The sequence below is a fragment of the Rathayibacter sp. RFBD1 genome, assembly GCF_002932915.1.
Taxonomy (GTDB): Bacteria; Actinomycetota; Actinomycetes; order Actinomycetales; family Microbacteriaceae; genus Rathayibacter.
Genome location: NZ_PSWQ01000021.1, coordinates 211221 through 237274, shown reverse-complemented (window position 1 = coordinate 237274; position 26054 = coordinate 211221). Strand labels below are relative to the sequence as shown.

Sequence of the window (26054 nt, the reverse complement as noted above, 5' to 3'; positions counted from 1 at the left end):
ACCGGGTGGACTCCCCGGACGGATCGCCCCCGAGAAAGGGAGGAACCCCGGTCCATCATAGGTGGACCGGGGTTCCCGAGAAGTCGTGCGGAAGCCGCTCAGGCGTCGCGCTTCTCCTTGATCTTGGCCTTCTTGCCGCGCAGGTTGCGCAGGTAGTAGAGCTTCGCGCGACGGACGTCACCGCGGGTGACGACCTCGATGTGGTCGATGACCGGCGAGTGCACGGGGAACGTGCGCTCGACGCCGACCTGGAAGCTCACCTTGCGGACGGTGAAGGTCTCGCGGACGCCCTCGTTGGAGCGGCCGATGACGACGCCCTGGAAGACCTGGATGCGCGAGCGGGAGCCCTCGACGATGTTGACGTGGACCTTGACGGTGTCGCCGGCACGGAAGTCCGGGACATCGCTGCGGAGGGACGCCGCATCGACGGAATCGAGGATGTGCATGCTGTATCGCTCTCCGTGCCCGCCACAGGTCGAACACCGTTTCGTTGATGGAAGTCGGTCGTGCCCACGTCGTCGCGGCTCCCCTGTGGCAGAGCCTGCGCGAGGCACAAGCGCTCATTCTGCCATGCCGCGTCGATCCGAGTCAAAGCAGGCTCGTCTGGAGGGCAGGGTCACCCGGAGGGCAGAGCCGCGCAGAGGGCGGGTCCGTCGAGAGGGCCGAGCCGTGGAGCAGGGCGGGGCCTCGCAGTGGGACAGCGTCTCGCAGGAGGCCCGAGCCCTCAGAGGACGATGGTCTGCCCGTCCTGCGGGCGCTCCGGGTCGAAGCCCTCGCCGGCGACGGGGCGGTGAGCGCCCTCGGCCTGCACGGACGCCGCCTCCGAGAAGGCGAGGAGAGTGGCCCTCGCGTCGCCGAGGAACCGCCACGCCGAGTGCCAGAAGGCCGCCACTCCGAGGACCACCGAGAGCAGGCCCAGCGCCCAGGCGCCGGGCGGGAAGAAGCCGAAGGCGATCAGGGAGAGGTGCCAGGCGCCGACCACGGCCACGTCGCCCCACGCGGGAGTGCGCGTGGGCCGAACGGTCACCCGGAATGCGACGATCGCGGCCACAGCCGCCAGCGCGACCGTCAGAATGGGGAGGGCGATCACCAGGCCGAGCACGGTCCAGCCGCTCGATCCTCCGAAGACCCCGTAGCCGAGGAGGATCCACAAGGGCAGCACGATCGCCGCCGGGAACTGCCAGGAACCGAATGCCCGTCGCGTGCGCATGCACCGACCGTACCCACCACCGCTGAGCGAGGGCTCAGCGGACCCCGAGAGGATCAGGATGATCGAGCTACGCACCCCCGCCGAGATCGAGGAGATGCGTCCCGCCGGCCGCTTCGTCGGCGAGGTACTGAAGGCCACCTCCGCCGCCGCCGCGGTCGGCGTGAACCTGCTGGAGCTCGACCGGCTCGCCCACGACATGATCCGCACGGCCGGCGCCGAGTCCTGCTACATCGACTACCACCCCTCCTTCGGCGCGAGTCCCTTCGGCAAGGTCATCTGCACCTCCGTCAACGACGCGGTGCTGCACGGCCTGCCCTTCGACTACCGGCTGAAGGACGGCGACCTGCTCACCCTCGACTTCGCCGCCTCCGTGAACGGCTGGGTCGCCGACTCGGCCATCAGCGTCGTGGTCGGAACGCCGCGCGAGGAGGACCTCGCCCTCATCGACACCACCACCCGCGCGCTCGAGGCCGGCATCGCCGCCGCCCAGCCCGGGAAGAAGATCGGCGACATCTCCGCGGCCATCGCGGCCGTCGCGCACGCCGAGGGCCTGTCCATCAACACCGACTTCGGCGGCCACGGCGTCGGCCGCACGATGCACGGCGATCCGCACATCCCCAACGACGGACGCGCCGGCCGCGGCTATCCGCTCCGCCCGGGCCTCGTCGTCGCGATCGAGCCGTGGTTCCTGCAGACGACCGACGAGATCTACACGGACAAGGACGGCTGGACCCTCCGCAGCCGCGACGGCTCGCGCGGCGCCCACATGGAGCACACGATCGCCATCACCGAGACGGGGAACATCGTCCTCTCCGCGCGGGACTGATCAAATGGTGGACAGTACCGCTATCCGATAGCGATACTATCCATGTGCGAATCTCGGAGCTCAGCCGCAGCAGCGGCGTCAGCCTGCCCACGATCAAGTACTACATCCGGGAGGGGCTGCTGCCGCCGGGCGACGCCGCCGGTCCCCAGCGAGCGGAGTACGGGGACGCCCATGTCGCCCGCCTGACGCTGCTCCGGGCGCTCATCGAGAGCGGCGGCGTCGGCATCGCCGGCGCGAAGCGGATCACGGCCGCGCTCGACGCGGGCGTCGGTCCGACAGCGGCCTTCGAGGTGGCGCAGGACGTGGTCTCCGTGAGCGCCGACTCGACCGCGTCCGCCACCGAGGCGTCGACGCGGCGGATCGCCGAGGCCGCGGGCTCCGACCACTGCGGCCACTCTGCCGTCGCGACGGCGGCACGGGCGCTCGACGCGCTCGAGCTCTCCACCGGACCGATGAGCGCCGGCTGGCTCGAGGCCTACGCCCGCGCCGCCGCCCTCGTCGCCTCCGCCGACCTCGACGAACTGCAGGCCCGCGAGAGCGTGAGCGAGCAGGCTGCCGTCGCCGCCGTCGGCACCGCGCTCGGAGACGTGGTGCTGCAGTCGCTCCGGCGCGTCGCCCAGGCGCGCGAGACGCAGAGCCGCTTCGGCTCGACAGAGGTGCCCCGATGAGCGCCGCGACCGAGACGCCCGCGCGCACGGCCTCCGCTGCTCCGCACCGGCCGCTCCTGGTGCTCGCTGCCGCGATGGCGGTCGGCGCCCTCCTCTGCGCGATCGCGCTGGTCGTCGATCCCCGCGAGCTCGGCGGGCAGCCGCTCTGGGGCAAGCCGCTGAAGTTCTGCCTCTCGATCGCACTGTACGCCGTGACGCTCGCCTGGCTGATCGGGCTCGTGCCCCGCCGGCGCCGCCTCGCCCGAGCGCTGGGCACGGTCGCGGCAGTCGGCCTGGCGGTCGAGATGGTCGTGATCGGAGGCGCCGCCCTGGTCGGCGAGCGCAGCCACTTCGACGTCTCCACTCCCCTGCACGCCGCGCTCTGGGCCTCGATGGCCGTCTCGATCGTGGTGGTCTGGCTGGCGACGCTGGTCCTCGCCGCCCTCCTGGCGCGGGTGCCGCTCGGCGACCCTGCGCTGACGCTCGCCGTCCGCGCCGGACTCGTGATCGGGCTCGTCGGGATGGCCCTCGCGTTCCTGATGACGGGGCCCTCGCCCGGCCAGATCAGCGACTACCAGGGCGTCGTCGGCGCGCACGCCGTCGGAGTCGCGGACGGCGGACCCGGCCTCCCCCTCCTGGGCTGGAGCACCACGGGGGGCGATCTGCGCATCCCGCACTTCGTCGGGATGCACGCTCTGCAGGGGCTCCCGCTGCTCGCGCTGCTGCTCGGACGGCTGGCACCCCGGATCCCCGTGCTGCGCCCCGGATCCACCCGGCTGCGGCTCGTCGCACTGGCCTCGGCGGGCTGGGCGGCCGCGGTCGCCCTCACCTGCTGGCAGGCGCTGCGCGGTCAGGCGCTGACCGCACCGGACGCGCTGACCCTCGCCGTCGCTACTGTGGCCGTGGTCGCCCTCGCCGGAGGGACGATCCTCACCCTCGCACGAACGGAGGCCCGCGCATGAGCCGGCTGCACCGCGGCTGGACGCCGCTCGGGATCGTCTACCTCGTCCTCGCCCTCGCCGGGCTGATCGGGACCTGGACCTGGAACGTGAGGGCGATGCAGGAGGGCGCGGACGTCCTCGCCGGCCTCGCCGCGGGCGGGCCGTGGGTGTCGTCGTTCTCGACCGACCTGCTGGTCGTCGCGATCGCGGCCGTCGCCTTCATGGTGGTGGAGGGCCGCCGGATCGGGATGCGCCGCGTGTGGATCCTGGTGCTGCTCGCGCCGCTGGTCGCCCTCGCGTTCGCGTTCCCCCTCTTCCTCGCCCTCCGCGACCGGCACCTGGCCCTCGCGGCTCGGTGACCGTGCGGCGCGGGGCTAGGGAAGCAGTTCGGGGCGGACGCGGCGCGTGCGCTCGACGCTCTGCTCGTGGCGCCAGGCGGCGATCGCCCCGTGGTTGCCGCTGAGGAGCACCGGAGGGACGTCGAGGCCCCGCCAGGAAGCCGGCTTGGTGTAGCTCGGGTACTCGAGCAGCCCGTCGGAGTGGCTCTCCTCGACCAGGCTCGCCGGGTTGCCGACGACGCCCGGGACCAGGCGTCCGACGGCCTCGATCATCGCCATCACGGCGACCTCTCCTCCGTTGAGGACGTAGTCGCCGAGGCTGATCAGCCGGACCCGCGCGCGCTCGGCGGTGTGGTCCACGACGCGCTGGTCGATGCCCTCGTAGCGGCCGCAGCCGAAGACGAGGGAGGACTCCTCCGCGAGCTCGCGGGCGGTCGCCTGGGTGAACAGCTCGCCCGCGGGCGACGGGAAGATCACGACGGGGTCGTCCGCGCCGTCGAGGATCGTGTCGAGCGCCTCGCCCCACGGCTCCGGTCGCATCACCATGCCGGCACCGCCGCCGTAGGGCGTGTCGTCGACGGTGCGGTGGCGATCGTGCGTGAAGTCGCGCAGATCGTGCACGCCGAGCTCGATCAGCCCGCTCTGCCGCGCACGGCCGAGCAGGCTGATGTCGAGCACGCCGAAGAACTCCGGGAAGATCGTGACGATGTCGATCCTCACGACCGGGGCTCCTCCTCGGGGGCGGCATCGGAGGCGGCCGGGGGCTCGTCGTCGGCGGGCTCCTCGAGAGCGGCGTCCGCGTCAGCGGAGTCCGCGTCATCGGAGGCGTCCGGCGCGTCGGCGTCCGCAGGCGCGCTCAGCGCCGGGTCCGCGAGGTCGACACCGCTGAGGTCGACCGCGGCGGGCTCCTCCTCGGGAGCCTCCTCGAACAGGCCGATCGGAGGCGTGACCGTGACGATCCCGGCCGCGGCGTCGACGGAGGGGACGATCGCGTTCACGAACGGCACCATCACCTCGCCGGAGGGGGTACCGACGATGAGCAGGTCCTGCGCAGGGAAGTGGTCGACGCGGCGGACGGTGCCGACCTCGACGCCGTCGCGGACGACCTTCATGCCGACCAGCTGGTAGTCGTACCAGGAGTCGTCCTCGCCCGGCTGGGTCTGCACCTCCTCGTCGATCCAGAGGATCGCCTTCAGGAGGGTCTCAGCGGCGTTGCGGTCGTCGACGCCTCGGAAGAACGCGACGGGGTGGCTGTTGTACCAGCGCAGCTCGACGAGCTCGAGCTTCTTGCCGTGCCACTCGGAGGTGCGCGGGACCTGCAGCGTGAACGTGGATCCGGGGGTGAAGCGCTTGTCGGGCTCGTCCGTGTACAGCTCGAGCTTGATGGCGCCCTTGAGTCCGTGGGCCTTGGTGAGTCGGGCGACGCGGAGCTGCGTCGTGCCCGGTCCGGTGACCGACACCTCTACTTGTCGGTGTCGACGACGTCGACACGCACGCGGCGCCCGTCGGCGAGCGCGGCGACGAGAGTGCGGACGGCCTTGGCGGTGCGACCGGAGCGTCCGATCACGCGGCCGAGGTCCTCGGGGTGCACGCGCACCTCGAGGACCTCTCCGCGCGGGGAGCTCGTGGCCACGACACTGACCTCATCGGGGTTCTCGACGATCCCCTTGACGAGGTGTTCGACGGCGGGAGCGAGCACTGACTACGCCTCGGTGGAGGTCTCGTCGACGGTGTCCTCGACCGGGGCGGCCTTGGCCGGAGCCTCGGACTTCGGCTTGAGGACGGGCTTCTTCTTCGCGTCGACGACGAACGGAGCCTTGGGCTCCTTCACCTGGACGGTGCTGACGGCGTCGGCGTCGCCCTTGAAGCGGCCCCAGTCGCCGGTCAGCTTGAGGATCGCGGCGACCTGCTCGGTCGGCTGCGCGCCGACTCCGAGCCAGTACTGCGCGCGCTCCGAGTCGACCTGGATGAACGAGGGCTGCTCGGTCGGGTGGTACTTGCCGATCTCCTCGATCACGCGGCCGTCGCGCTTGGTGCGCGAGTCGGCGACGACGATGCGGTAGTAGGGCGCCCGGATCTTGCCGAGGCGCTTCAGACGAATCTTGACAGCCACAATTCTCCTGTGTGGTCGTTGACCGGTGTCCGGTCGATGATGGATGAACTGAGCCGTGAGCGTGGGGGCACACCCGGCGGAAGCTCGAGGGGGTTTCGTCGGCGGTGAGTAGAGGGTCGACCGCCTCGGACCCGACGGATCATTCTGCCAGAAAAACCGCCCCGGTGCGGGCCCGGCACGCCGCCGCCCAGCGGCACCCTCGCGGGAGCGGGCCTCGCGGGACCGGGAAGGCCTCCGCCGGGGCTCGGCGTCCGCCCCGGCCGCAGGTGGCAGGATGGCGAGGCGCGTCCCGATCGGCGGACGCCCGGATCCGATGAGGACCACGCCATGGAGATCAGCTTCGCCGCATCAGACCGCTCCACGCTCGGGATCGAGTGGGAGGTCGCGATCGTCGACCGGCAGACGGGCGATCTCGCCAACGTCGCCGATGTGGTGCTGGAGGCGCTCCGCAGCGACGACGGCGCCCCGCACCCGCACATCACCGGCGAGCTCCTGCGCAACACGGTCGAGCTGGTCTCCGGCGTGCACACCTCCGTCCGCGACGCGGTCGCCGATCTGCAGGACCAGCTGCGGCAGGTGCGCGAGATCACCGACCCCATGGGACTCGACCTCGTGTGCTCGGGCACGCACCCGTTCGCGCAGTGGTTCGACCAGGCCATCACGGACAAGGAGCGGTACCACCGCCTCATCGACCGGACCCAGTGGTGGGGCCGGAACATGATGATCTGGGGCATCCACGTGCACGTCGGCGTCGAGCACCGCGACAAGGTGCTGCCGATCCTCAACTCCCTGCTCGACTACTACCCGCACCTGCAGGCGCTCTCGGCGTCGAGCCCGTTCTGGGGCGGGGTCGACACGGGCTACGCCTCGAACCGCGCGCTGCTGTTCCAGCAGCTGCCGACGGCGGGCCTGCCTCCGCAGTTCGGTGCCTGGGCGAACTACGAGGAGTACGTCGACGACATGATGCGCACCGGCGTCATCGACGACCACACGGAGGTCCGCTGGGACATCCGCCCCTCGCCGCAGTGGGGCACTCTCGAGATGCGCGCGTGCGACGGCCTCTCCTCCGCGGAGGAGATCGGAGCGGTCGCCGCGCTGATCCAGTGCCTCGTCGAGCACCTCTCGTCGCGGCTGGACGCGGGCGAGGACCTTCCGACGATGCAGCCCTGGTACGTGCGCGAGAACAAGTGGCGCGCGGCCCGCTACGGACTCGACGCCGAGATCATCCTCGACGCCGCTGGAGCGGAGCGGCTGGTCACCGACGACATCCGCGACCTGCTCGTCACCCTCGCACCGGTCGCCGAGCGTCTCGACTGCGTGAAGGAGCTCGGCGACGTCGAGCTGATCCTGGTCGCGGGAGCGAGCTACCAGCGCCAGCTGCGGACGGCGGCGGCGAACGACGGCGACCTCAAGGCGGTGGTCCGGGCGCTCGCGGGCGAGTTGCGCGACGGGCTCCGGGATCCCCGCTCATGACGCGTCCCGTCCTCCTCGCCGCAGCCGCGATCGGCGCGCTGGCCCTCGGCCTCGCCGGCTGCTCGTCCTCGACGACGACCGGCCCGGCGACCGCGTCCCCCGCCGGCACCGCCACTCCCCTCCCGACCGTCACCGCCGATCCGCTGCCGCTCTCGATCGGCGGCTCTCTTCCCGCCGGCTCCCGGGTGACGATCGTCGGCGACAGCATCGTGCGCGGTCTGACGGTCGACCCGGAGCAGGCCTGGCCCGCTCTCGTCGGCGACGACCTCGGCTGGGAGGTCACGAACCTGGGCTGCGACGGCGGCGGCTTCATCGAGCCGGGCGACTGCGGCGTCGCGATCGGCGACCGCGCGGAGGAGATCGCCGACACCCGGCCCGACGCGATCGTGCTGATCGCCAGCAGCAACGATCTCGGCTGGGATCCGGAGGACGTGGACGCCGCGATCGGGCCGGCAGTGGACGCGATCGTGTCCGCCTCGCCCTCGGCCCGGCTCATCGCGCTCGACTCGGTCTGGGGCCCCGACCCGCGCCCCTCCGATCTCGACGAGTACGACGCGGCGCTGGTCGAGGCCGTCACTGCCGCCGGCGGCGGTGCGCTCGAGTACCCGGACCCCCTCCGCGAGGACGGGCTGCTCGGCGAGGACGGCGTGCATCCCACCGTCGAGGGCCAGCGCGCCCTGGCCGACGCGTTCGAGGTGGCGGCCGAGAAGTCCGGCCTCGCCCGGGCGGTGCCGACCGGCCAGAAGGCGACGGACGCGCCGGCGGCCTGACTCCGACGCGGGGCGCCGCCCTGACGGCGCCCCGCCGGGTCAGCGCGCGGTGCTGTTCCGGCCGTCGCGCCAGCCGAGCAGATCGCGCACGGGCGCGAGGTCGATGTCCGGACCGGTGATGCCGAGCGTGAACAGGCGGGCACCCAGGTCGTACTGCTGGTCGAGCACGTCGAAGGAGGCGTCGCCGACACCGCCGCGCACGCTCGCGCCGGTCGAGATCTCGATCGCCGCCGGGTCGCGGTCGACGCGGCCGCACCACTCCGAGAGCACACCGAGCTTGCGCTCGAGCGTCGGGACGTCCGAGAAGCTGTGCCAGATGTCGGCGTGCTCGGCGACGATCCGCAGCGTCTTCTTCTCGCCGCCGCCGCCGATCATCACCGGGATGTCGCGGGTGGGCGCCGGGTTGAGCATCGACCACCGGCTGCGGATGCGCGGCATCGCCTCGGAGAGCTCGTCGAGGCGGGAGCCGGGAGTGCCGAACTCGTAGCCGTACTCCTCGTAGTCGCGCTCGAACCAGCCCGAGCCGATGCCGAAGATCAGACGGCCCTCGGCGCCCTTGGCGCTGATGTGGTCGACCGTGCGCGCCATGTCGGCGAGGAGGTCGGGGTTCCGGTAGCTGTTGCAGGTGACCAGCGGGCCGAACTCGATGCGGCTGGTCTGCTCGGCCCAGGCCGCGAGCATGCTCCAGCCCTCGAAGTGCGAGCCGTTCGGCTCTCCCGAGAGCGGGAAGAAGTGGTCCCAGTTGAAGGCGATGTCGACGCCGAGGTCCTCGAGCTCCGCGAGCGTGTCGCGGATGACCTCGTAGGGGACGTGCTGCGGTGCGATCTGGACGCCGATGCGGACGGGGCGCGCGTGTGCGGTTGTCATGCCCTCACGCTAGCGAGCGGTGCGCCTCACGGGGATCCCCGCTGCGGCCCCCGGAGGGACGGCGCGCTACTCCCCCGCCGGGTCCGGCGACGCCGAGGGCGCCTCGTCGCTCGTGGAGCGGGCGAGCTTGACGACGGTGGCCCCCTCGTCGTCGAACAGGCGGAGCCGTCCGCCGTCGAGCGAGGCCATCGCCGCCTCCGAGAAGATCATCGGCAGCGCGACGCCGTCGCAGGCGATCAGCGTGCTCGGCCCGGCCGACACGGTGAGGGCGCCCTCCTGGTCGATCGACCACTCGCCCTGCGCGCCGTTGCAGCCGTCGGAGCCCGTCCAGGTCCCGTCCTCCGCGATCAGGAGGAACGGCACGTCGGGCGCGTCGTAGGAGACGCCCGTCACCCAGCGGCCGACCAGGTCCTCCGGGGAGGGCGCCGTCATCGCGTCGACCCCGGAGCCCTCGGCGCAGCCGGTGAGCCCGAGCACGGCCGCGAGGACGAGGACCCCGCCCGCGCGTCCGGCCGCGATCCGCCTCATCGCCCGAGGAGCTTCTGCAGCTGCTCGAGCTCCTCCGGCGTGGGCTGGGCGCCCTTGCCGGCGCCGCCGCCCAGGCCGAAGCCGGAGCCGCCCGCATCGCCCGGGCGGGGCCCGGAGGTGATCGCCGCGTTCTCGGCCGCGCGCTTGGCGGGGTTGCCGGACTTGCTGCTCTTCTTCTTCTGCGGCTTCGGGCGGCCCTGGTAGCCGGCGCCGGGCACGGGGCCCATGCCGGGGACCGAGGGCATGCCGCCCTTGGCGACCGTCTTCATCATCTTGGCGGCCTGCTCGAAGCGCTGGACGAGCTGGTTGACGTCCGTGACCGTCATGCCGGAGCCGCGGGCGATGCGCAGGCGCCGCGAGCCGTTGAGCAGCTTCGGGTTGACCCGCTCCGCCTTCGTCATCGACTGGATGATCGCCTCGGTGCGCACGATCTCGCGCTCGTCGAACTGGTCGAGCTGCTCTCGCATGCCCTTCGCGCCGGGCAGCATGCCGATCATCTTCTTGATCGAGCCCATGTTGCGCAGCTGCTGCATCTGGCCGAGGAAGTCGTCGAGGGTGAACGTGTCCCCCATGATCTTCTCGGCGATCTTGCGCGCCTCGTCCTCGTCGAACGCGGACTGGGCCTGCTCGATGAGGGTCAGCACGTCGCCGAGGTCGAGGATGCGGCTCGCCATGCGGTCGGGGTGGAACTGCTCGAAGTCGTCGAGCGACTCGCCCGTGGAGGCGAAGAGGATCGGGCGGCCGGTGAGCGAGGCGACCGAGAGCGCCGCGCCTCCGCGGGCGTCGCCGTCGAGCTTGGAGAGGACGACGCCGGTGAAGTCGACTCCCTCCTGGAAGGCCTTGGCGGTCGCGACCGCGTCCTGGCCGATCATCGCGTCGATGACGAACAGGACCTCGTCGGGGTTCGTGACGCGGCGGATGTCGGCGGCCTGCTTCATCATGTCGGCGTCGACGCCGAGGCGTCCGGCCGTGTCGATGATGACCGTGTCGTACTGCTTGTCGGTCGCGAAGCGGATCGCGTTCTGAGCGACCTTGACCGGGTTGCCGACGCCGTTGCCCGGCTCCGGCGCGTAGACCGCGACTCCGGCCTGCTCGCCGACGACCTGCAGCTGCTGCACGGCGTTGGGGCGCTGGAGGTCGGCCGCGACGAGCAGCGGGGTGTGGCCGTCCTTGCCGAGGTACTTGCCGAGCTTGCCCGCGAGGGTCGTCTTGCCCGCGCCCTGGAGGCCGGCGAGCATGATGACGGTCGGCGGGCGCTTGGCGAACTCGAGCCGGCGCGACTGCCCGCCGAGGATCGCGACGAGCTCCTCGTTGACGATCTGGACGACCTGCTGGGCCGGGTTGAGCGCCTTGTTGACCTCGTCGCCGAGGGCGCGCTCGCGCACCTTGCCGGTGAACTCCTTCACGACCTCCAGCGCGACGTCGGCGTCGAGGAGGGCCCGCCGGATCTCGCGGACGGTGCCGTCGACGTCCGACGCGGAGAGCTTGCCCTTCGTCCGGAGGTTCTTGAAGGTCTCGACGAGTCGATCGGAGAGGGTGCCGAAAGTAGCCATGATGCCCGGAATTCTACCGGAGGCCCGGAGGGTCGGCGGGCGGGGCCGCCGATCGGCCCGCGATCGGCGCGATCACGGAGGTGCGGATTAACTGGTCCGAGTCCAAGAACAGGGTTAGGGTGGCCCGGTGATCGAGACACTGGTGGCGGGCGACTCCGCGGACCCCCTGGACTACACCGACGGCTGGGAGCTGCAGCGCCGCCTGCACGCCGAGGTGGTGGCGGGCTCGAGGCCGGACACCCTCGTGCTCTGCGAGCACTCCTCCGTCTACACCGCCGGCAAGCGCACCGAGGCGCACGAGCGCCCGGACGACGGCTCGCCCGTGGTCGACGTCGACCGCGGAGGGCGGATCACCTGGCACGGCCCGGGCCAGCTCGTCGGCTACCCGATCGTGCGGCTCGGTGAGCCCGTCGACGTGGTCGCCTACGTCCGCTCGCTGGAGGGCGTGCTGATCGCCGCTCTCGACGACCTGGGCGTGCAGGGGCGGCGCGTCGACGGGCGCTCGGGAGTGTGGATCCCGAGGGACGGCGGCGCCGACAAGATCGCCGCGATCGGCATCCGCGTCGCCTCGGGCGTGACGATGCACGGCTTCGCCCTCAACGTCTCGAACAGCCTCGAGCCCTACGCCCGCATCGTCGCCTGCGGCATCGCCGACGCCGGGGTGACCACGCTCGAGCGCGAGCGCGGCGAGGCTCCGCCCATGGAGGCGGTGCGGGCGCGGGTGGCGGCGCGCTTCTCGGAGGCGGCCCCCGCCTTCTCCGCCCGCATCGAGGAGGTCGCCGCGTGAGCGCCGAGGCCGGCGGCCGCAAGCTCCTGCGGCTGGAGATCCGCAACGCCGAGACGCCGATCGAGCGCAAGCCCGAGTGGATCCGCACGAAGGCCTCGATGGGCCCGGAGTACCTGCAGCTGCAGTCGCTGGTGAAGAGCGAGGAGCTGCACACCGTCTGCCAGGAGGCGGGCTGCCCCAACATCTTCGAGTGCTGGGAGGACCGCGAGGCGACCTTCCTCATCGGGGGCGCCCAGTGCACCCGCCGCTGCGACTTCTGCCAGATCGACACCGGGAAGCCCGCGGACTACGACGCGGACGAGCCCCGGCGCGTCGGCGAGTCCGTGGCGCGGATGAACCTCCGCTACGCGACCGTCACCGGAGTCGCCCGCGACGACCTGCCGGACGAGGGCTCCTGGCTCTACGCCGAGACCATCCGCCAGATCCACGCCCAGGCTCCGGGCACGGGGGTCGAGATCCTGGTCCCGGACTTCACCGGCCGCGCCGAGCACCTGCAGCGGGTGTTCGACGCGGAGCCGGAGGTGTTCGCCCACAACGTCGAGACGGTGCCGCGGATCTTCAAGCGCATCCGGCCGGCCTTCCGCTACGAGCGCTCGCTCGACGTGCTCACCCAGGGCCGGGAGGCGGGGCTGATCACGAAGTCGAACCTCATCCTCGGCATGGGCGAGGAGCGGGAGGAGATCTCGCAGGCGCTGCAGGACCTCCACGACGCCGGCACCGACATCGTGACCATCACGCAGTACCTCCGCCCGACGCCGCGGCATCTGCCGGTGGACCGCTGGGTGCACCCGGAGGAGTTCGTGGCGATCAAGGAGGAGGCCGAGGACATCGGCTTCCTCGGCGTCCTCGCGGGGCCCCTGGTCCGCTCCTCCTACCGGGCCGGCCGGCTCTGGGCGCGCTCGATGGAGTCGAAGGGGCTGCCGGTCCCGGAGCACCTGCGCCACCTCGCCGACGCGGCACTGGGCTTCTCGCAGGCCGTGTAGCCCGCCACCGGGACGGCGCCGGCGCGTCGTCCCGGGCGGGGCCGCTCAGCTGACGAGCTGCTGGGCGAAGACGTGGGGGGTGAAGCCGGTGAGGTCGCCGATGCCCTCGCCCTGGCCGACGAGCTTGATCGGGATGCCGGTGCGCTCCTGGACCGCGAGGACGAAGCCGCCCTTCGCGGAGCCGTCGAGCTTGGTGATGACCAGGCCGGTGACGCCCGCGTGCTCGATGAACGCCTCGGCCTGGCTCAGCCCGTTCTGACCGGTCGTCGCGTCGAGCACGAGCAGGATCTCGGAGATCGGGGCCTGCTTCTCGATGACGCGCTTGATCTTCGTGAGCTCGTCCATCAGCCCGCCCTTGGTGTGCAGGCGGCCGGCCGTGTCGATGATGACCATCTCGACGCCGGTGTCCTTCGCGAACTGCACGGTCTGGAAGGCGACGGACGCCGGATCCTGGCGCTCCTGCTGCGGGCGGACGATCTGGGCGTCGGCGCGCTGCGCCCAGGTGGCGAGCTGGTCGACCGCGGCGGCGCGGAAGGTGTCGGCCGCGCCGACCACGACGCTCCGGCCGTAGTTGCGGAGGAACTTGGCGAACTTGCCGATGGTCGTGGTCTTGCCGACGCCGTTCACGCCGACCACGAGGATCACGGCGGGGCGCTCGCTGAGCTTGAGGGTCGTGTCGTACTTCGACAGGCGCTCCTCGAGGGACTCGCGGAGCATCCGCTGCAGGTCGCGCGGGTCGGTGGTGGAGTAGCGGGCGACCTTGGCGCGGAGGTCGTCGACGATCTCCTCGGTGATGTCGGGGCCGAAGTCGGCGGTGATCAGCGCCGTCTCGAGGTCGTCCCAGGTCTGGTCGTCGATCGTGCGCTTCTCGAACAGGCCGCGCAGTGCGCGGCCGAGCGACCAGGAGGTGCGTTCTGCCATAGGTCCAGGCTACCGGCGGGCGCGCCTCCGAGCGGTCGGGGAGGCGGGTTCAGGCCGGGGGCGCGGCGACGCGCTGGCCGACGACGGCCGAGACGCCGTCCTGCCGCATCGACACGCCGTAGAGGGCGTCCGCGATCTCCATGGTCCGCTTCTGGTGGGTGATGACGATCAGCTGGCTCGAGGTGCGCAGGTCCTCGAAGATGCTGAGCAGTCGGCCGAGATTCGCGTCGTCGAGAGCGGCCTCCACCTCGTCCATGATGTAGAAGGGGCTCGGCCGCGACTTGAAGATGGCGACCATGAACGCCACGGCCGCGAGCGAGCGCTCCCCTCCGGAGAGGAGCGACAGCCGCTCGATCTTCTTGCCGGCCGGCCGCACCGCGACCTCGATGCCGGTGGTGAGCAGGTTCTCCGGGTCGGTCAGCCGGATGCTGCCGGTGCCGCCGGGGAAGAGGACGGGGAACACGTCCGCGAACGCCGCCTGCGTGTCGTCGAACGCGGAGGCGAACACGGTCTGCATCGTCTCGTCGAGCTCCTCGATGATGGTGAGCAGGTCCCGCCGGGTCCCGGTGAGGTCGGCCAGCTGCTCGGTCAGGAACGCGTGCCGCTGCTCCAGCGCGGCGAACTCCTCCAGCGCGAGCGGATTGACGCGGCCCAGCTGCCCGAGCTGCTTCTCGGCCTTCTCGAGGCGGCGGCGCTGCTCCTCGCGGACGTAGGGCCGCGGCTCCTGCTCCTCGTCCGTCTCGTCGGGGACGCCGACTCCGGGACCGTACTCCTCCACCAGCACGTCCTCGGTGAGCCCGAGCTCGGACGCGGCGCGCTCGAGCAGACCGGTGAGCTGCAGCCTCTTCTCGTAGATCTGCAGCTCGAGGCCGTGCACGCTCTCGGTGACGGACTGGAGCCGGTCGCGCACGCTCCCCTCCTCGCGGCGGAGCCCCTGCAGCTCGGCGTTCTGCTGCGAGCGCGCCGCCTCGGCCGCGACGAGCTCGGCCCGGGCCTGCTGGACGGAGCGGTCGACGGAGGCGAGGACGGCGGGGAGCGCGGCGGTCACCTCGGCCGCGGCGTCGCGCTGGCGACGGCGGATCACGGCGCGGCGCGCGGCCTCGTCGGCGGCGGCGCGGTCGGCGGCCAGCTGGCGGGCCAGCGACTCCCCGCGGGACTGCTCCGCCCGCACCCGCTCCTTGGCGGTCTCGACGCCGAGTCGCGCCTCGATCTCGCGCTCGCGTGCGGTGTCTACGTCGCTCTGCAGACCGTCGCGCGCGCTCGCGTCGAGCACCGGCCGGGGCCTGGCGCGCGCGGCGTCGAGCGCCGACCTCGCCTCCTGGGCCGCGCGCTCGGCGTCGCCGACCCGGTCCGAGGCGACGGCCAGCGCCCTCGAGCCCCGGCCGTGCTCGGCGGTGGCCGCCTCGAGCTGGGCGCGCACGCCGCCGAGCCGCTCGGTGTGGGCGGCACGGGCGGCGTCGTGCTCGCGGAGGGCCGAGAGCGCGCTCGCCGCCTGCTCCTTCGCGCCGCGGAGCGCACCGGTCTGCTCGGCGAGCTCGAAGCGGAGCCGGTCGATCCCGCCCTCGACCTCCTCCAGCCGGGCGGCGGCGGAGTCGCGCTCGGAGACGAGCTCGATCCGGCTGCGCTGCCCGCCGGAGCCGGCGCTCTGCACGGCGTCGGAGACGGTCGCGCCGTCGCGGGTGACCAGGACGGTGCCCGGATCGATGCGCTCCCTCAGCCGCCGCGCCGCGGCGAGGTCCTCGACCACGAGCACGCGCTCGAGGAGCGAGAGGACCCCGGCCGGCGCCCTGACGAGGTCGCCCGCGCGTTCCGCCCCCTCGGGAACGGTGAGAGCGACGTGCGGCCGGGCGGCGTCGGCGACCAGCAGCTCGACGCGTCCGAGGTCGCGCTCCAGCGCGGCGTCCAGAGCCGCGTCGGCCCGGGTGGTCGACTCGACCAGCACGGCGTCGGCGACCGCGCCGAGGGCGGCGGCGATCGCGGCCTCGGAGCCCGGCCGCACCTGGATCCGCTCGGCGACCCGGCCGCGCACCCCCTCGATCCGGGCGGCGATCAGCTCGGCTGAGCCGTCCGAGACGTCGAGGGCCAGCGACAGGGCACCCGTGCGGGCGGCCAGCGCCTCGCGCTCGCGCTCCAGGGCGTGCAGCTCCTCGCGCAGCCGCTCGATCCCGGCCTCGGCGGCCGAGACCGCGGACTGGGCGAGCTCGTAGCCCTCGTCGAGGCCGCCGTCGGGGCCGCGGCCGGCGTCGTCCAGCTCGGCCTCCAGAGCGTCGAGCGCCCGCCGCGCCGCCTCCTTCCGCCGGTCGGCCGCGTCGAGGGTGTTCTGCGCGCGCAGGACCTCGCCCCGGACGGACGCGAGACGGGAGGCGGCGGTGTCGGCCTGCCCCGAGAGGGTGGAGAGCTCGAGGTCGTAGCGCGAGACGAGGGCCGCCTGCGCGGCGATCTCCTCGTCGACCGCGTCGAGGGCGGAGCGGGCGGCGACGGTCGTGCGCTGCGCCTTGACCCACGCCGTCTCCGCGTCGAGGACGGCCTGCCGCAGGCGCTCCAGCTCGACCCGCGCCTCCTCCACCTGCGCCGGCGTCACGCGCGGCTGGATCTGCGGCTGCTCGGACTCGAGCTCGAGCATCGCGAGCCGCTGCCCGGCGAGGGCCGAGAGGTTGCGCAGCCGCTCCTGCACCGACTCCAGCTCGAACGAGGTGCGCCGGGCGTCGTCGACCGCGTCGCCGACCACCTCCGCCTCGATCCGCGCTCGCCGGAGCGTCGCCTGCTCGAGCCGCTGCTGCAGGACCACCCGCTCGCTGTGCCGCTCGCTCTCGGTGCGGGCGAAGCCGTCCAGGGCGGTCCGGAGCGCGACCACGTCGTCGGCGAGCAGGCGCGCCCGGGCGTCGCGCACCACGGCGGCGATCGTCTGCGCCTGCCGTGCGACCTCGGCCTGGCGCCCGAGGGGCTTGAGCTGGCGCCGGATCTCGCCCGCGAGGTCGGAGAGGCGGGTCAGGTTCGCCTGCATCGCCTCGAGCTTGCGGAGCGTCTTCTCCTTGCGGCGGCGGTGCTTGAGGATCCCGGCGGCCTCCTCGATGAACCCGCGCCGCTCCTCGGGGGTCGCGTGCAGCACGGCGTCGAGCTGTCCCTGCCCCACGATGACGTGCATCTCGCGCCCGAGACCGGAGTCGCTCAACAGCTCCTGCACGTCGAGCAGCCGGCAACCGCGTCCGTTGATCGCGTACTCGCTGCCGCCGTTGCGGAAGAGGGTCCGGGTGATCGTCACCTCGGTGTACTCGATCGGCAGGGCGCCGTCCGAGTTGTCGATGGTGAGCGCGACCTCGGCGCGGCCGAGGGGTCCGCGGGTGGAGGTGCCCGCGAAGATGACGTCCTCCATCTTGCCGCCGCGGAGCGTCTTCGCCCCCTGCTCCCCCATCACCCAGGCGAGCGCGTCGACGACGTTGCTCTTGCCCGAGCCGTTGGGGCCGACGACGCAGGTGACCCCCGGCTCGAAGGCGAACGTGGTCGGCTGAGCGAAGGACTTGAAGCCCTTGAGGGTCAGGCTCTTCAGGTACACCCGGCCGCCTCGCTCCCGTCCACAACGCCTCCACGGTAGCCGACGGCCGCGGCCGGGCCGGGAGGCGGAGCCCCGACCGGCCGACGGACCGCCGCGATCCCGCACCGGAACAGGCGCAGGAGGCCGCCGCGGGCGCCGGGACGTGCACACTGGGGTGGTGAACCGCACCTCCGACCCGGCGCTCCGGATCCGCGAGCTCGCGATCCCCGAGGCCGTGGGCGCCGACGGCTGGAGCGACTTCCTCGCCCTGACCGCGATCGGCGACGCGGTGGGGACCGCCTCGGACTGCCGGGCCGTCTCCACCTGGAACGCCGAGGAGAACCGACCGATGCTCGCCGTGAACGAGGCCGTCGGCTTCACCCCCGTCGCCCACGAGGGCCAGTGGAGGAAGGAGCTCTCATGACCCCGCTCGTCGAGCCCGGACCGCCGCTGACCGCCGCCGAGCGCGAGCGGTTCGCCCGGCAGATCCGCCTGGCGCCCCTCGGGGAGCTCGGACAGCGGCGCCTCCGGAACGCGCGCGTGCTGATCCTCGGCGCGGGCGGCATCGGCTCGCCGGTGATCACGGCGCTCGCCGCGGCCGGGATCGGGCGGCTCGGCATCGTGGACGGCGACGTCGTCGAGCTCTCGAACCTGGCGCGGCAGACGGCGCACGACGACTCCTCGGTGGGCCGGTCGAAGGCGGAGTCGGCGGCGGCGACCGCGCGGCGGCTCTCCCCCGGCATCGACGCCCGGGCCTTCCCGGTGTCGCTGACCTCGGCCAACGTCGACGCCCTGGTGGCGGGCTGGGACGTCGTGGTCGACGGCTTCGACACCTTCGGCGCGCGCTACCTCGCCTCCGATGCGACGACCCGCGCCGGGATCCCGCACGTGTGGGGATCGGCGCTCGGCTTCGACGGGCAGCTCTCGACCTTCTGGGCCGGCGCCCCGGGCGGAGGGGTGACCCTGCGCGCGCTGCACCCCGAGGCCGAGGACGCGGGCGACAGCTGCTCGACGGTGGGCGTGCTGGGCGCGCTCTGCGCGCTGATCGGCTCGGCCATGGCGGCCGAGGTCGTGAAGCTCGTGACCGGGGCGGGCGAGCCGCTGTTCGGTCGCGTCCTCGTGCACGACGCTCTCGACTCCTCCTGGGCCGAGCTCCCTCTCGAGCGGCGGGTGCCGCCGGTCCCGGAGCGGCGGGCCGCGGCGGGCTCGATCACGGCGGCCGAGCTGCGGGAGCGGCTGGCCGGGCCGACGCCCCCGAGCGTCGTCGACCTCCGCGAGGACGACGAGGACCGGTCCGTCGCGGTGCCCGGTGCCGTGCGGATGCCGATGTCGCGCTTCGACCCCGCCGCTCTGCCGGCCGGTCCGCTCGTGCTGCACTGCGCCTCCGGGGTCCGGTCGCGTCTCGCAGCGGAGCGCGCGGCGGCGGCGGGCGTGGCGTCCGACTCGCTCGACGGCGGGATGGCGTCGTGGCGGGAGCGGTGAGCCGCGCCGCGGCCTCGTGCGCCGCGGAACGGGAGGGGTGAGGCGCACCCAGCGCCCTGCCGATCGGCGACCCGGGATGTTCGGTGCTCGCAGCGGAGAGGATCCGTCCTTCTCCGCGGATCAGGGCGGAGCAGTGTTCGAAGCTGATCGGCGGTGGCGTGCTCGCGGCCACCGTTCCGAGGAGAGCACCCATGCCGACGCCTTCACCGCACTCCGCGCGGCAGGCGGCGCTGCTCGATCCTCCCGACCCGCTCGACCCCGGCGCGGAGGCGTGATGCCCGAGGTCTGGAGTCCCGCCGAGAGGCGGCTGCGTCGGCTCGGCTGGATTCCGCGGCGCCCCCTGCCGCGAGGTGCCGTCTGCGACGCGATCGTCTCGCCGCGCCTCAGCCTCAGCCGCGCCTGGCTGCAGACCGGGGAGTTCGAGGTCCTCCCCCATCCCGGGAGGCTCCGCGTGCTCTTCAGCCTCGACGGGACCGGCCGCCTCTCCGCCCGGGGCCGCGACCACCGGCTCCCGGCCGGCAGCGCTCTCGTGACCCGCGCCTCGACGGTGCAGTACGCGGCGGCGGTCAGTCCGTGGGCGCGTTTCGAGTGGCAGCTGCGCCCCTCGGTGCTCCGCGCGAGCGAGTTCGCCTCGCTCACGGACCGGGTCCTCGCCCTCCCCGAGGCCTACTGGCGCGCACTCACCGGTGCGGCGAACACCGTCCTCACTTTCGGCGTCGAGCCCTCGGACGCGGCCTTCGAGCACTTCGAGATCGCGAGCGAGCACCTCCTGGCCTCGGCCTTCTCGGCGCTGCTGCCCTCCTCCGACCGGGAGGACCGGTCCCCCGCCGCCGTGTATGCGAACGGCACGCGCCTGATCGAGCGGCACTACCGCGACCGCTCCTTCACTGTGGAGACGCTGGCGGAGCGCCTCGGCGTGTCGGTCAGCCACCTGCACCGGGCGTTCTCGGCCGCCGGCACCACCCCTCGTCAGCGGATCGAGCGCGCACGGGCCTTCGAGGCGCAGCGCCTCCTCGACGAGCTCGGCCCGCGGGCGGCGACGGACCTGGACCGCGTGGCGCGGTCGGCCGGCTTCAGCTCGCGGATCCACATGCAGCGGACCCTCCGCCGGATCGACGACGCGGGCTGACGTGGGCCGCCGCGTCCCCCGCGCCGGACGGGCTCCCGGCGAGGAGGCGGCCTGAGCGGCTCCCCCGGTCCGGCGGCGCGACGGAACGTCCACGGTCGGGCATGGAACCTCGTCGCGGCCCGTTCCGCGTCGACCGGAGGCCGGACGTTCGGCAGGATCGGCGCGTCCACCACCCCTCGCACGAAAGAAAGAAAAGGAACACCATGACGGACACCAACGCCCTGGACCCGACGGCAGCGCACTCGCGCTCCCTCCCACCGCGGATCGACTCGACCCGCGGGGGGCCCGCCCGGCGGACGATCATGTCGGGTGCGGCCTGGTCCGTCCCCGTCGTCGCCGCGGCGGTTGCGACCCCCGCGGCCGCCGCGTCCACCGGCCTCACCCTCGCCTTCGACGCCCCGGCGTACTCCTTCCCCGCCTGCACCACGAGAACGGTCTCCGTCCTCGCCACGACCAACGGTGCTCCCGCTGCCGGCGACACGGTCACCATCACTCTCCCCGCCGGCCTGACCAGCGGCGGCGCGCAGACCGTCAGGGCGACGACCGGCGCGGACGGACGCGTGAGCATCCCGGTCACGGCCGGGAACGTGGCGCAGAACGGCATCACCCTCTCCGCCGTCTCCGGCGCCGCGGGCGCGACGGCGACCGCGAGCACCACCGCGACCACGGGGACCGCCGTCCGGTACGTCACCGACGGCGGAGGGACGACGCCGGAGTCGAACGGCAACGTGCCCTCGGGAGCCAAGACCGTCGGACCCCGGTACTACCTGACGGAGTCGGGCGAGCTCTATCACGGCGGGGGGCGGATCGCGCGCGGCGTCACCAGCGTCCAGGGCTTCCGCGACGAGCAGAACCGCGACGTCGCCGACTTCGTGGTCGACGGCGTCTTCTACCGCTTCGTCACCGGAGACGCCGCGCCGAAGGCCATCGGGAGCGGCGTGCCGGCCGGATCGACGGTCCATGCGCCCGCCTTCTACGTCACACCGAACGGCGAGCTGCGGCGCGCCGGCGGAGCCCTCGTGACCACCGGAGTGACGAGCGCGGACTCCTTCCGCGACCAGAGCAACAACGACGTCATCGACGTGATCGTCGGCTCGGAGCTCGTCCGCTACATCAACTCCACGAAGAACCAGGTCTACGCCAGGAACGTTCCGGCAGGATCGACGGCCTTGGCGCCCTCGTACCACCTGACGCCGGACGGGCGCCTCTTCAACAGCAGCATCCTGGTCGCCACCGGGGTGACCAGTGCCGACGCCTACCGCGATCGACAGAACCGTGACGTCGTGGACGTGATCCAGAACGGCGCTCTCGTCCGGTACGGGGCGTTCGCGGACAGGACGCAGCCGCAGATCCGCGTCGCCTCCGGTGTGCCCTCCGACGCCACCATCTACGCGCCGGACGCCTACGTGACCCGGGACGGCCGGGCCTTCGTCAGCGGCGTGCTGGTCGCCACCGGAGTCTCCTCGGCGTTCGGATTCCGCGACGTGCAGAATCGCAACGTGCTCGACACGATGACCAACGTCCTGTGCCCGTGACGCACGGGATCGGCCGCTGATCCGGTCCTGCCCCGCCGCACGCGGGTCCGAGGGAGGCGTCCCGCGGGTCCCTGTGCGGCGGGACAGGACCAGTCCGTCCTCGGGATGCAGCCTCCTCCAGAAGCGCGGGCGCACCTGCTGCGGACCGCGCGGAGCGGACGCACCGGTCCGGTCGAGGACGGCTCGTCACGGAGGGCTCTTCGGGGTCAGCCGCCGGCGAACGGCGGCAGGACGTCGACCGCGGCATCGGGACGCAGCGGCGTGGCCCTGTCCGCGGTCGACACGCCGTCGACCAGGTAGGTGCACCGTGCGAGCACGTCGGCGGCCGAGGGCGCGGAGGCGACGAGTCTCTCCTCGAGAGCGCCCAGGTCGGGCACCTCGTCGAGCTCGTCGGAACCACGGCCGAGGGCGGCCTTGGCCGCCGCGAAGTAGCGGACCCGCATGCTCATCCGCCGATCGCGCTCATCGTGCGCTCGGGCTGCACGAAGCCCGCCCTGTTCATCTCGTGTCCCGCGGGTTTGGCCCACATCGCCCCGCGCCAGAGCTGGGCGACCTCGTGGTCGTCCGCGCCCGCGCGCATCGGGCCGAGCAGGTCCGTCTCCTCGTTCGAGAAGAGGCAGCTGCGGACACCGCCCTCGGCGGTGAGCCGGGTGCGGCGGCAGTCGTCGCAGAAGTTCTCGGTGACGGACGCGATGATCCCCACCTGGCCGAGCACCTCGGACCCCCTGGCCTCGCGGACGTCGAAGAGCTCGGCGGGGGCGCCGTCGCGGGGGGCCGCGTGCGGGCTGAGCGAGAAGCGCTCCGAGAGCAGCGCCCGGATGTCCGCGGCGGTGATCATGGTCGCGCGGTCCCAGCCGTGGTCGGCGTCGAGCGCCATCTGCTCGATGAAGCGGAGCTGGTGGCCTCCCGCGAGGGCCCAGGCGAGCAGCTCCGGGGCCTCGTGGTCGTTGATCCCGGGGAGGAGCACCGCGTTGATCTTGGTCTGGTCCAGGCCGGCGGGACCGAGCGCGTCGATGCCCGCGAGCACGCGGTCGAGGAACGGGCGACGGGTGACCTTCGCGAAGGTCTCGGCGCAGATCGAGTCGAGCGAGACGTTGACGCGGTTCAGGCCGGCGTCGGCGAGCGCCGCCGCCCGACCCGACAGGCCGATCGCGTTCGTGGTGAGCGAGATCTCGGGGCGCGGGTCGAGGGAGGCGACGTCGCGGATGATGTCGACGAGGTCCTTGCGCAGGAGCGGCTCGCCGCCGGTGAAGCGGATCTGGCGGACGCCGAACTGCTCCACGGCGATGCGCGCGAGGCGGAGGATCTCCTCACGGCTGAGCAGGGACGCGGGCGGCTGGAACGGCAGGCCCTCCGCCGGCATGCAGTAGGTGCAGCGCAGATTGCACTTGTCCGTCAGCGAGATCCGCAGATCGTCCGCGACGCGCCCGTAGGTGTCCAGGAGGAGCGGGGTGGCGGGGCGGTCGGCCGGGAGGACCGCGCTGCGCTGTCGGGGCCGGAAGCCCGGGATCCCCAGTGCTGTGCTCATCCGCTCACACTACGCCGCGGAACCGGGCGCGACCCGGCAAGATGGACTCGGTCCCGCCGCCGGTCGGGCTCCGCCGCTCGCGAGAGGACACGATGACCTCGATCGACCTGCACGCCGCCCGGGTGCGGGCGCTGCTCGCGCCGCTGGCCACGCGGGGTGCCCGCGAGACGCTGAGCCTGGAGCCGGCCGCCGTCGCCGCCGATCCGGGCGCGTACGACCGGCGGGTCCTCGCCCGCTCCGTCGACTCCCCGCTCGACCTGCCGCGCTTCGACAACTCGCAGATGGACGGCTTCGCGGTGCGGGCGGCCGACCTCGACGCGGCGGCGCCGGAGCATCCCGTCGCCCTGCCCGTCTCGGCGCCGATCCCCGCGGGCGACCGGGCGCCGCGGCACGAGCCCGGCACGGCGACACCGATCATGACCGGCTCGCCGCTGCCGGAGGGGGCCGACGCCGTCGTCCCGGTCGAGCGCGTCGATCCTCCGCGCTTCCCCGCGGCGGGCAGCGTCGCCTTCGCGCACCCGGTGGTGCCGGCGACCTTCGTCCGAGCCCGGGGCAGCGACGCCCGCCGCGGCGAGCTCGCCCTCCCAGCCGGCGCGGTCCTCCGCGCGGCCCACTACGGACTCCTCGCCTCCCTCGGGCTGACCGAGGCGGAGGTGCTGCCGCGACTCCGGGTGCTCGTCGTCCCCACCGGCAACGAGATCCGTCCCGCAGGCGCCGTCCTCGAGGAGGCGCAGATCCACGACGCGAACGGCGCCCTGCTGGCCGAGGCCGTCCGCGAGGCGGGCGCGCTGCCCGTCGTCGCCGCCTGCACGAGCGATCGGGCCGAGGACCTCCTGGCGCTGCTCGAGGAGCACGCGGGCGCGGCCGACCTGGTGATCACGGTCGGCGGTGTCAGCGCGGGCGCCTACGAGGTCGTCCGCGACGCGCTCGGCCCGGCGGGCTCGGAGTTCGGCCACGTCGAGATGCAGCCGGGCGGCCCGCAGGGCCTCGGTCTCGTGCGCGTGGCCGAGGGGCTGCACCTGCCGGTCGTCTCGCTTCCCGGGAACCCGGTGAGCGCCCTGGTCTCGTTCGAGGTGTTCCTCCGGCCCGTGCTGCGCTCGCTCGCGGGACGGACGCCCGCCGAGCGGCCGCGGCTCCGTGCGCGCCTCGGCACGGCGCTCGACTCGCCCGCGCACCTGCACCAGATCCGCCGCGGAGTCCTCGACGACGAGGGCCTCGTGCACCCGGTGGGCGGGCCCGGCTCGCACCTGCTGGCGTCCTACGCCCGCTCCACCGTGCTCATCCACGTCCCCGTCGGGACGGACCACGCAGCGACCGGCGACACGGTCGAGATCTGGAGGATCGATGACTGAGAGCGATCGGCTCACCCATGTGCGCGGCGACGGAGCCGTGCACATGGTCGATGTGAGCGCGAAGGAGGTCACGGCGCGCACCGCCGTCGCCGAGGGCTACGTCGAGACCTCGCCCGAGGTGGTGCGGCTCCTCGAGCAGGGCGAGCTGCCCAAGGGCGAAGCGCTCGGCGTGGCGCGGATCGCCGGGATCCTCGGCGCGAAGGCGACCTCGACCCTCATCCCGCTCTGCCACCCGCTGGCGCTGGACGGCGTCGACGTGGACCTCGAGCCGCAGGACAGCCGAGTCCGGATCGAGGCGCGCGTGCGCACGACCGGGCGCACCGGCGTCGAGATGGAGGCGCTGACCGCGGTCAGCGTGGCCGCCCTCACGGTCTACGACATGATCAAGGCGGTCGATCGCGGTGCCGCGATCACCGGTATCCGTGTGCTCGCGAAGGCGGGCGGGAGGAGCGGCTCGTGGACGAGCGGAGGAACCCCGTGACGCGGCGGGCGGTGGCGGTCGTCGCCTCCACCCGTGCCGCCTCCGGCGTGTACGAGGACCGGACGGGACCGGCGCTGGAGGCCTGGTTCACCACCCGCGGCTGGGAGTCCCGGGTGGTCGTGGTGGCCGACGGCGACGCGGTGGGCGAGGCGATCGCCGACGCGATCGGCAGCGGAGTCGACGTGGTCGTGACCACCGGCGGGACGGGCGTCGCCCCGAGCGACGTCACCCCGGAGCAGACCGCCCCCCTCCTGGAGCGGCCCCTGCCCGGCCTCGCCGAGGCGGTGCGCGCCAAGGGCGCCGCCCACGTCCCGACCGCCGTGCTCAGCCGCGGGCTCGCCGGCGTCAGCGGCCGCACCGTCGTGGTGAACCTCCCAGGCTCCCCCGGCGGCGTCCGCGACGGGATCGACGTGCTCGACCCGGTGATCGGGCACCTGCTCGACCAGCTCGGAGGCGGCGACCATGCCCGCTGAGCCGGTCGCCCTCGCCCGGCTCGCGGCCGAGGCCATCACCGTCGACGAGTGCGAGCAGGCGGTCGACTCCCCGACGCACGGCGCCGTCGTGACCTTCGCGGGCGTCGTCCGCGACCACGACGAGGGCCGCGGCGTGCTCCGACTGTCCTACGAGGCGCACCCGGACGCCCCCGCCGCACTCCTCGCCTCCGCCCGCCGCATCGCCGGCCGCTGGCCCGACGTCCGGATCGCCGCCGTGCACCGGGTCGGCGACCTCGTGGTCGGCGACCTCGCCCTCGCCTGCGCCGTGGCCTCGGCCCACCGCGCGGCGGCCTTCGAAGCCTGCGCGGCACTGGTCGACGACATCAAGGCGTCGGTGCCGATCTGGAAGGAGCAGTCCTTCGTCGACGGCAGCTCGGAGTGGGTCGCGAGCTTGGGCTGATCTTCCTTCGAGCCCGTCCCCGCCGGGCTCGGCGCGGTCGGCCGGAGAGGGTGGTCACGTTTCGCAGAGCGGGGAGCGATCGCCTAGATCGATCCGCTGGCACGCGGATCGATCGTTCGGCTCGGGGGTGTTTCACACCGAGCCCGTCCCCGCCGGGCTCGGCG

General features: G+C 73.2%; 29 protein-coding genes. 16 read left to right on the top strand and 13 right to left on the bottom strand.

Translation table 11 applies throughout. From position 1 onward, the window contains the following. Window positions 1–98: 98 nt before the first annotated feature. Window positions 99–446, bottom strand: a complete 348-nt coding sequence (gene rplS, locus C5D50_RS11575; RefSeq protein ID WP_104223904.1) for a 50S ribosomal protein L19 — start codon at window positions 444–446, stop codon at window positions 99–101. Between the two features lie 278 nt (window positions 447–724). Next, window positions 725–1210: a DUF4175 domain-containing protein gene (locus tag C5D50_RS11570; protein WP_146086925.1), complete on the bottom strand. Its 486-nt coding sequence runs from the start codon at window positions 1208–1210 to the stop codon at window positions 725–727. A gap of 58 nt (window positions 1211–1268) precedes the next feature. Between C5D50_RS11570 and map the strand changes: the two genes are divergently transcribed. The 4 genes from map to C5D50_RS11550 are packed head-to-tail and all read left to right on the top strand — an operon-like array spanning window position 1269 to window position 3983. Then, window positions 1269–2036, top strand: coding sequence for a type I methionyl aminopeptidase (gene map, locus C5D50_RS11565; protein WP_104223906.1), 768 nt, complete (start codon window positions 1269–1271; stop codon window positions 2034–2036). A gap of 44 nt (window positions 2037–2080) precedes the next feature. Beyond that, a complete protein-coding gene (locus C5D50_RS11560) occupies window positions 2081–2704 on the top strand; it encodes a MerR family transcriptional regulator (protein ID WP_181137343.1) in 624 nt (207 codons plus the stop codon). Beyond that, entirely contained in the window at window positions 2701–3645 is a 945-nt protein-coding gene (locus C5D50_RS11555; protein WP_104283558.1) for a hypothetical protein, read from the top strand. Before C5D50_RS11560 ends, C5D50_RS11555 begins: the two co-directional genes overlap by 4 nt. Further along, entirely contained in the window at window positions 3642–3983 is a 342-nt protein-coding gene (locus C5D50_RS11550) for a DUF2834 domain-containing protein (protein WP_104250523.1), read from the top strand. The genes C5D50_RS11555 and C5D50_RS11550 overlap by 4 nt, the downstream gene beginning before the upstream one ends. A 15-nt stretch (window positions 3984–3998) precedes the next feature. On the opposite strand, the gene trmD is transcribed toward C5D50_RS11550, so the two are convergent. Genes trmD through rpsP form a run of 4 tightly spaced genes read right to left on the bottom strand, consistent with a single transcriptional unit; the run spans window position 3999 to window position 6075 of the window. Beyond that, window positions 3999–4682 carry a tRNA (guanosine(37)-N1)-methyltransferase TrmD gene (trmD, locus tag C5D50_RS11545; RefSeq protein ID WP_104256310.1) on the bottom strand — a complete coding sequence of 228 codons (684 nt, stop codon included), beginning with the start codon at window positions 4680–4682 and terminating at the stop codon, window positions 3999–4001. Then, the gene (gene rimM, locus C5D50_RS11540) at window positions 4679–5422 is read right to left on the bottom strand and encodes a ribosome maturation factor RimM (RefSeq protein ID WP_104283557.1); all 744 of its coding nucleotides are present in this window, start codon (window positions 5420–5422) and stop codon (window positions 4679–4681) included. The genes trmD and rimM overlap by 4 nt, the downstream gene beginning before the upstream one ends. Window positions 5423–5424: 2 nt before the next feature. Next, on the bottom strand, window positions 5425–5661 hold the full coding sequence (locus tag C5D50_RS11535) for an RNA-binding protein (protein ID WP_068210678.1): 237 nt from the start codon (window positions 5659–5661) through the stop codon (window positions 5425–5427). Between the two features lie 3 nt (window positions 5662–5664). Beyond that, window positions 5665–6075 carry a 30S ribosomal protein S16 gene (gene rpsP / locus C5D50_RS11530; RefSeq protein WP_104283556.1) on the bottom strand — a complete coding sequence of 137 codons (411 nt, stop codon included), beginning with the start codon at window positions 6073–6075 and terminating at the stop codon, window positions 5665–5667. A gap of 327 nt (window positions 6076–6402) precedes the next feature. On the opposite strand from rpsP, the gene C5D50_RS11525 reads away from it, so the two are divergent. Further along, window positions 6403–7548 (top strand): glutamate--cysteine ligase, encoded by a 1146-nt coding sequence (locus tag C5D50_RS11525; RefSeq protein WP_104283555.1) that lies wholly within the window; start codon window positions 6403–6405, stop codon window positions 7546–7548. Next, window positions 7545–8318: an SGNH/GDSL hydrolase family protein gene (locus C5D50_RS11520; RefSeq protein WP_104250521.1), complete on the top strand. Its 774-nt coding sequence runs from the start codon at window positions 7545–7547 to the stop codon at window positions 8316–8318. Before C5D50_RS11525 ends, C5D50_RS11520 begins: the two co-directional genes overlap by 4 nt. Before the next feature lie 39 nt (window positions 8319–8357). Here C5D50_RS11520 and C5D50_RS11515 read toward each other — a convergent pair whose 3' ends face one another. The 3 genes from C5D50_RS11515 to ffh form a co-directional block, all read right to left on the bottom strand. Next, window positions 8358–9185, bottom strand: a complete 828-nt coding sequence (locus tag C5D50_RS11515) for an LLM class F420-dependent oxidoreductase (RefSeq protein ID WP_104283554.1) — start codon at window positions 9183–9185, stop codon at window positions 8358–8360. Between the two features lie 66 nt (window positions 9186–9251). Then, window positions 9252–9713, bottom strand: coding sequence for an META domain-containing protein (locus C5D50_RS11510; protein WP_104283553.1), 462 nt, complete (start codon window positions 9711–9713; stop codon window positions 9252–9254). After that, window positions 9710–11266, bottom strand: coding sequence for a signal recognition particle protein (ffh, locus tag C5D50_RS11505; RefSeq protein ID WP_104226882.1), 1557 nt, complete (start codon window positions 11264–11266; stop codon window positions 9710–9712). The genes C5D50_RS11510 and ffh overlap by 4 nt, the downstream gene beginning before the upstream one ends. A 127-nt stretch (window positions 11267–11393) precedes the next feature. Here ffh and lipB point away from each other — a divergent pair, with 127 nt between their 5' ends. Beyond that, window positions 11394–12053 carry a lipoyl(octanoyl) transferase LipB gene (lipB, locus tag C5D50_RS11500; RefSeq protein WP_104238539.1) on the top strand — a complete coding sequence of 220 codons (660 nt, stop codon included), beginning with the start codon at window positions 11394–11396 and terminating at the stop codon, window positions 12051–12053. Then, entirely contained in the window at window positions 12050–13036 is a 987-nt protein-coding gene (gene lipA, locus C5D50_RS11495) for a lipoyl synthase (RefSeq protein ID WP_104247634.1), read from the top strand. Before lipB ends, lipA begins: the two co-directional genes overlap by 4 nt. 45 nt (window positions 13037–13081) lie before the next feature. On the opposite strand, the gene ftsY is transcribed toward lipA, so the two are convergent. Then, a complete protein-coding gene (gene ftsY, locus C5D50_RS11490) occupies window positions 13082–13957 on the bottom strand; it encodes a signal recognition particle-docking protein FtsY (protein ID WP_104223920.1) in 876 nt (291 codons plus the stop codon). A gap of 49 nt (window positions 13958–14006) precedes the next feature. Then, window positions 14007–17510: a chromosome segregation protein SMC gene (gene smc, locus C5D50_RS11485; protein WP_104283552.1), complete on the bottom strand. Its 3504-nt coding sequence runs from the start codon at window positions 17508–17510 to the stop codon at window positions 14007–14009. A gap of 157 nt (window positions 17511–17667) precedes the next feature. Between smc and C5D50_RS16960 the strand changes: the two genes are divergently transcribed. The 4 genes from C5D50_RS16960 to C5D50_RS11465 all read left to right on the top strand — a co-directional run bounded on the left by C5D50_RS16960 (window position 17668) and on the right by C5D50_RS11465 (window position 21635). Further along, entirely contained in the window at window positions 17668–17913 is a 246-nt protein-coding gene (locus C5D50_RS16960; protein ID WP_181137342.1) for a hypothetical protein, read from the top strand. Continuing rightward, window positions 17910–18971, top strand: a complete 1062-nt coding sequence (locus C5D50_RS11475) for a ThiF family adenylyltransferase (protein WP_104283551.1) — start codon at window positions 17910–17912, stop codon at window positions 18969–18971. Before C5D50_RS16960 ends, C5D50_RS11475 begins: the two co-directional genes overlap by 4 nt. Window positions 18972–19245: 274 nt before the next feature. Beyond that, window positions 19246–20100 (top strand): AraC family transcriptional regulator, encoded by an 855-nt coding sequence (locus tag C5D50_RS16715; protein ID WP_258069601.1) that lies wholly within the window; start codon window positions 19246–19248, stop codon window positions 20098–20100. Window positions 20101–20303: 203 nt separating this feature from the next. Further along, window positions 20304–21635, top strand: a complete 1332-nt coding sequence (locus C5D50_RS11465) for a hypothetical protein (RefSeq protein WP_104283550.1) — start codon at window positions 20304–20306, stop codon at window positions 21633–21635. A gap of 206 nt (window positions 21636–21841) precedes the next feature. Here C5D50_RS11465 and C5D50_RS11460 read toward each other — a convergent pair whose 3' ends face one another. Together C5D50_RS11460 and moaA are read right to left on the bottom strand one after the other, a co-directional pair. Continuing rightward, a complete protein-coding gene (locus tag C5D50_RS11460; RefSeq protein WP_104223924.1) occupies window positions 21842–22084 on the bottom strand; it encodes a MoaD/ThiS family protein in 243 nt (80 codons plus the stop codon). Continuing rightward, a complete protein-coding gene (gene moaA / locus C5D50_RS11455; protein WP_104283549.1) occupies window positions 22081–23163 on the bottom strand; it encodes a GTP 3',8-cyclase MoaA in 1083 nt (360 codons plus the stop codon). The genes C5D50_RS11460 and moaA overlap by 4 nt, the downstream gene beginning before the upstream one ends. Before the next feature lie 92 nt (window positions 23164–23255). On the opposite strand from moaA, the gene glp reads away from it, so the two are divergent. Genes glp through C5D50_RS11435 form a run of 4 tightly spaced genes read left to right on the top strand, consistent with a single transcriptional unit; the run spans window position 23256 to window position 25890 of the window. Then, window positions 23256–24515, top strand: coding sequence for a gephyrin-like molybdotransferase Glp (gene glp / locus C5D50_RS11450; protein ID WP_104283562.1), 1260 nt, complete (start codon window positions 23256–23258; stop codon window positions 24513–24515). After that, on the top strand, window positions 24508–24996 hold the full coding sequence (moaC, locus tag C5D50_RS11445) for a cyclic pyranopterin monophosphate synthase MoaC (RefSeq protein WP_104283548.1): 489 nt from the start codon (window positions 24508–24510) through the stop codon (window positions 24994–24996). Before glp ends, moaC begins: the two co-directional genes overlap by 8 nt. Then, window positions 24972–25469 carry a molybdenum cofactor biosynthesis protein B gene (locus C5D50_RS11440; RefSeq protein ID WP_244229433.1) on the top strand — a complete coding sequence of 166 codons (498 nt, stop codon included), beginning with the start codon at window positions 24972–24974 and terminating at the stop codon, window positions 25467–25469. The genes moaC and C5D50_RS11440 overlap by 25 nt, the downstream gene beginning before the upstream one ends. Further along, entirely contained in the window at window positions 25459–25890 is a 432-nt protein-coding gene (locus tag C5D50_RS11435; RefSeq protein WP_104283547.1) for a molybdenum cofactor biosynthesis protein MoaE, read from the top strand. The genes C5D50_RS11440 and C5D50_RS11435 overlap by 11 nt, the downstream gene beginning before the upstream one ends. The last annotated feature ends 164 nt before the right edge of the window (window positions 25891–26054 follow it).

Coding starts and splice junctions, on each gene's coding strand:
- rplS (WP_104223904.1), bottom strand. CDS start 446: ATGCACATCCTCGATTCCGTCGATGCGGCGTCCCTCCGCAGCGATGTC.
- C5D50_RS11570 (WP_146086925.1), bottom strand. CDS start 1,210: ATGCGCACGCGACGGGCATTCGGTTCCTGGCAGTTCCCGGCGGCGATC.
- map (WP_104223906.1), top strand. CDS start 1,269: ATGATCGAGCTACGCACCCCCGCCGAGATCGAGGAGATGCGTCCCGCC.
- C5D50_RS11555 (WP_104283558.1), top strand. CDS start 2,701: ATGAGCGCCGCGACCGAGACGCCCGCGCGCACGGCCTCCGCTGCTCCG.
- C5D50_RS11550 (WP_104250523.1), top strand. CDS start 3,642: ATGAGCCGGCTGCACCGCGGCTGGACGCCGCTCGGGATCGTCTACCTC.
- C5D50_RS11525 (WP_104283555.1), top strand. CDS start 6,403: ATGGAGATCAGCTTCGCCGCATCAGACCGCTCCACGCTCGGGATCGAG.
- C5D50_RS11520 (WP_104250521.1), top strand. CDS start 7,545: ATGACGCGTCCCGTCCTCCTCGCCGCAGCCGCGATCGGCGCGCTGGCC.
- C5D50_RS11515 (WP_104283554.1), bottom strand. CDS start 9,185: ATGACAACCGCACACGCGCGCCCCGTCCGCATCGGCGTCCAGATCGCA.
- C5D50_RS11510 (WP_104283553.1), bottom strand. CDS start 9,713: ATGAGGCGGATCGCGGCCGGACGCGCGGGCGGGGTCCTCGTCCTCGCG.
- ffh (WP_104226882.1), bottom strand. CDS start 11,266: ATGGCTACTTTCGGCACCCTCTCCGATCGACTCGTCGAGACCTTCAAG.
- ftsY (WP_104223920.1), bottom strand. CDS start 13,957: ATGGCAGAACGCACCTCCTGGTCGCTCGGCCGCGCACTGCGCGGCCTG.
- C5D50_RS11475 (WP_104283551.1), top strand. CDS start 17,910: ATGACCCCGCTCGTCGAGCCCGGACCGCCGCTGACCGCCGCCGAGCGC.
- C5D50_RS16715 (WP_258069601.1), top strand. CDS start 19,246: ATGCCCGAGGTCTGGAGTCCCGCCGAGAGGCGGCTGCGTCGGCTCGGC.
- C5D50_RS11465 (WP_104283550.1), top strand. CDS start 20,304: ATGACGGACACCAACGCCCTGGACCCGACGGCAGCGCACTCGCGCTCC.
- C5D50_RS11460 (WP_104223924.1), bottom strand. CDS start 22,084: ATGAGCATGCGGGTCCGCTACTTCGCGGCGGCCAAGGCCGCCCTCGGC.
- moaA (WP_104283549.1), bottom strand. CDS start 23,163: ATGAGCACAGCACTGGGGATCCCGGGCTTCCGGCCCCGACAGCGCAGC.
- glp (WP_104283562.1), top strand. CDS start 23,256: ATGACCTCGATCGACCTGCACGCCGCCCGGGTGCGGGCGCTGCTCGCG.
- moaC (WP_104283548.1), top strand. CDS start 24,508: ATGACTGAGAGCGATCGGCTCACCCATGTGCGCGGCGACGGAGCCGTG.
- C5D50_RS11435 (WP_104283547.1), top strand. CDS start 25,459: ATGCCCGCTGAGCCGGTCGCCCTCGCCCGGCTCGCGGCCGAGGCCATC.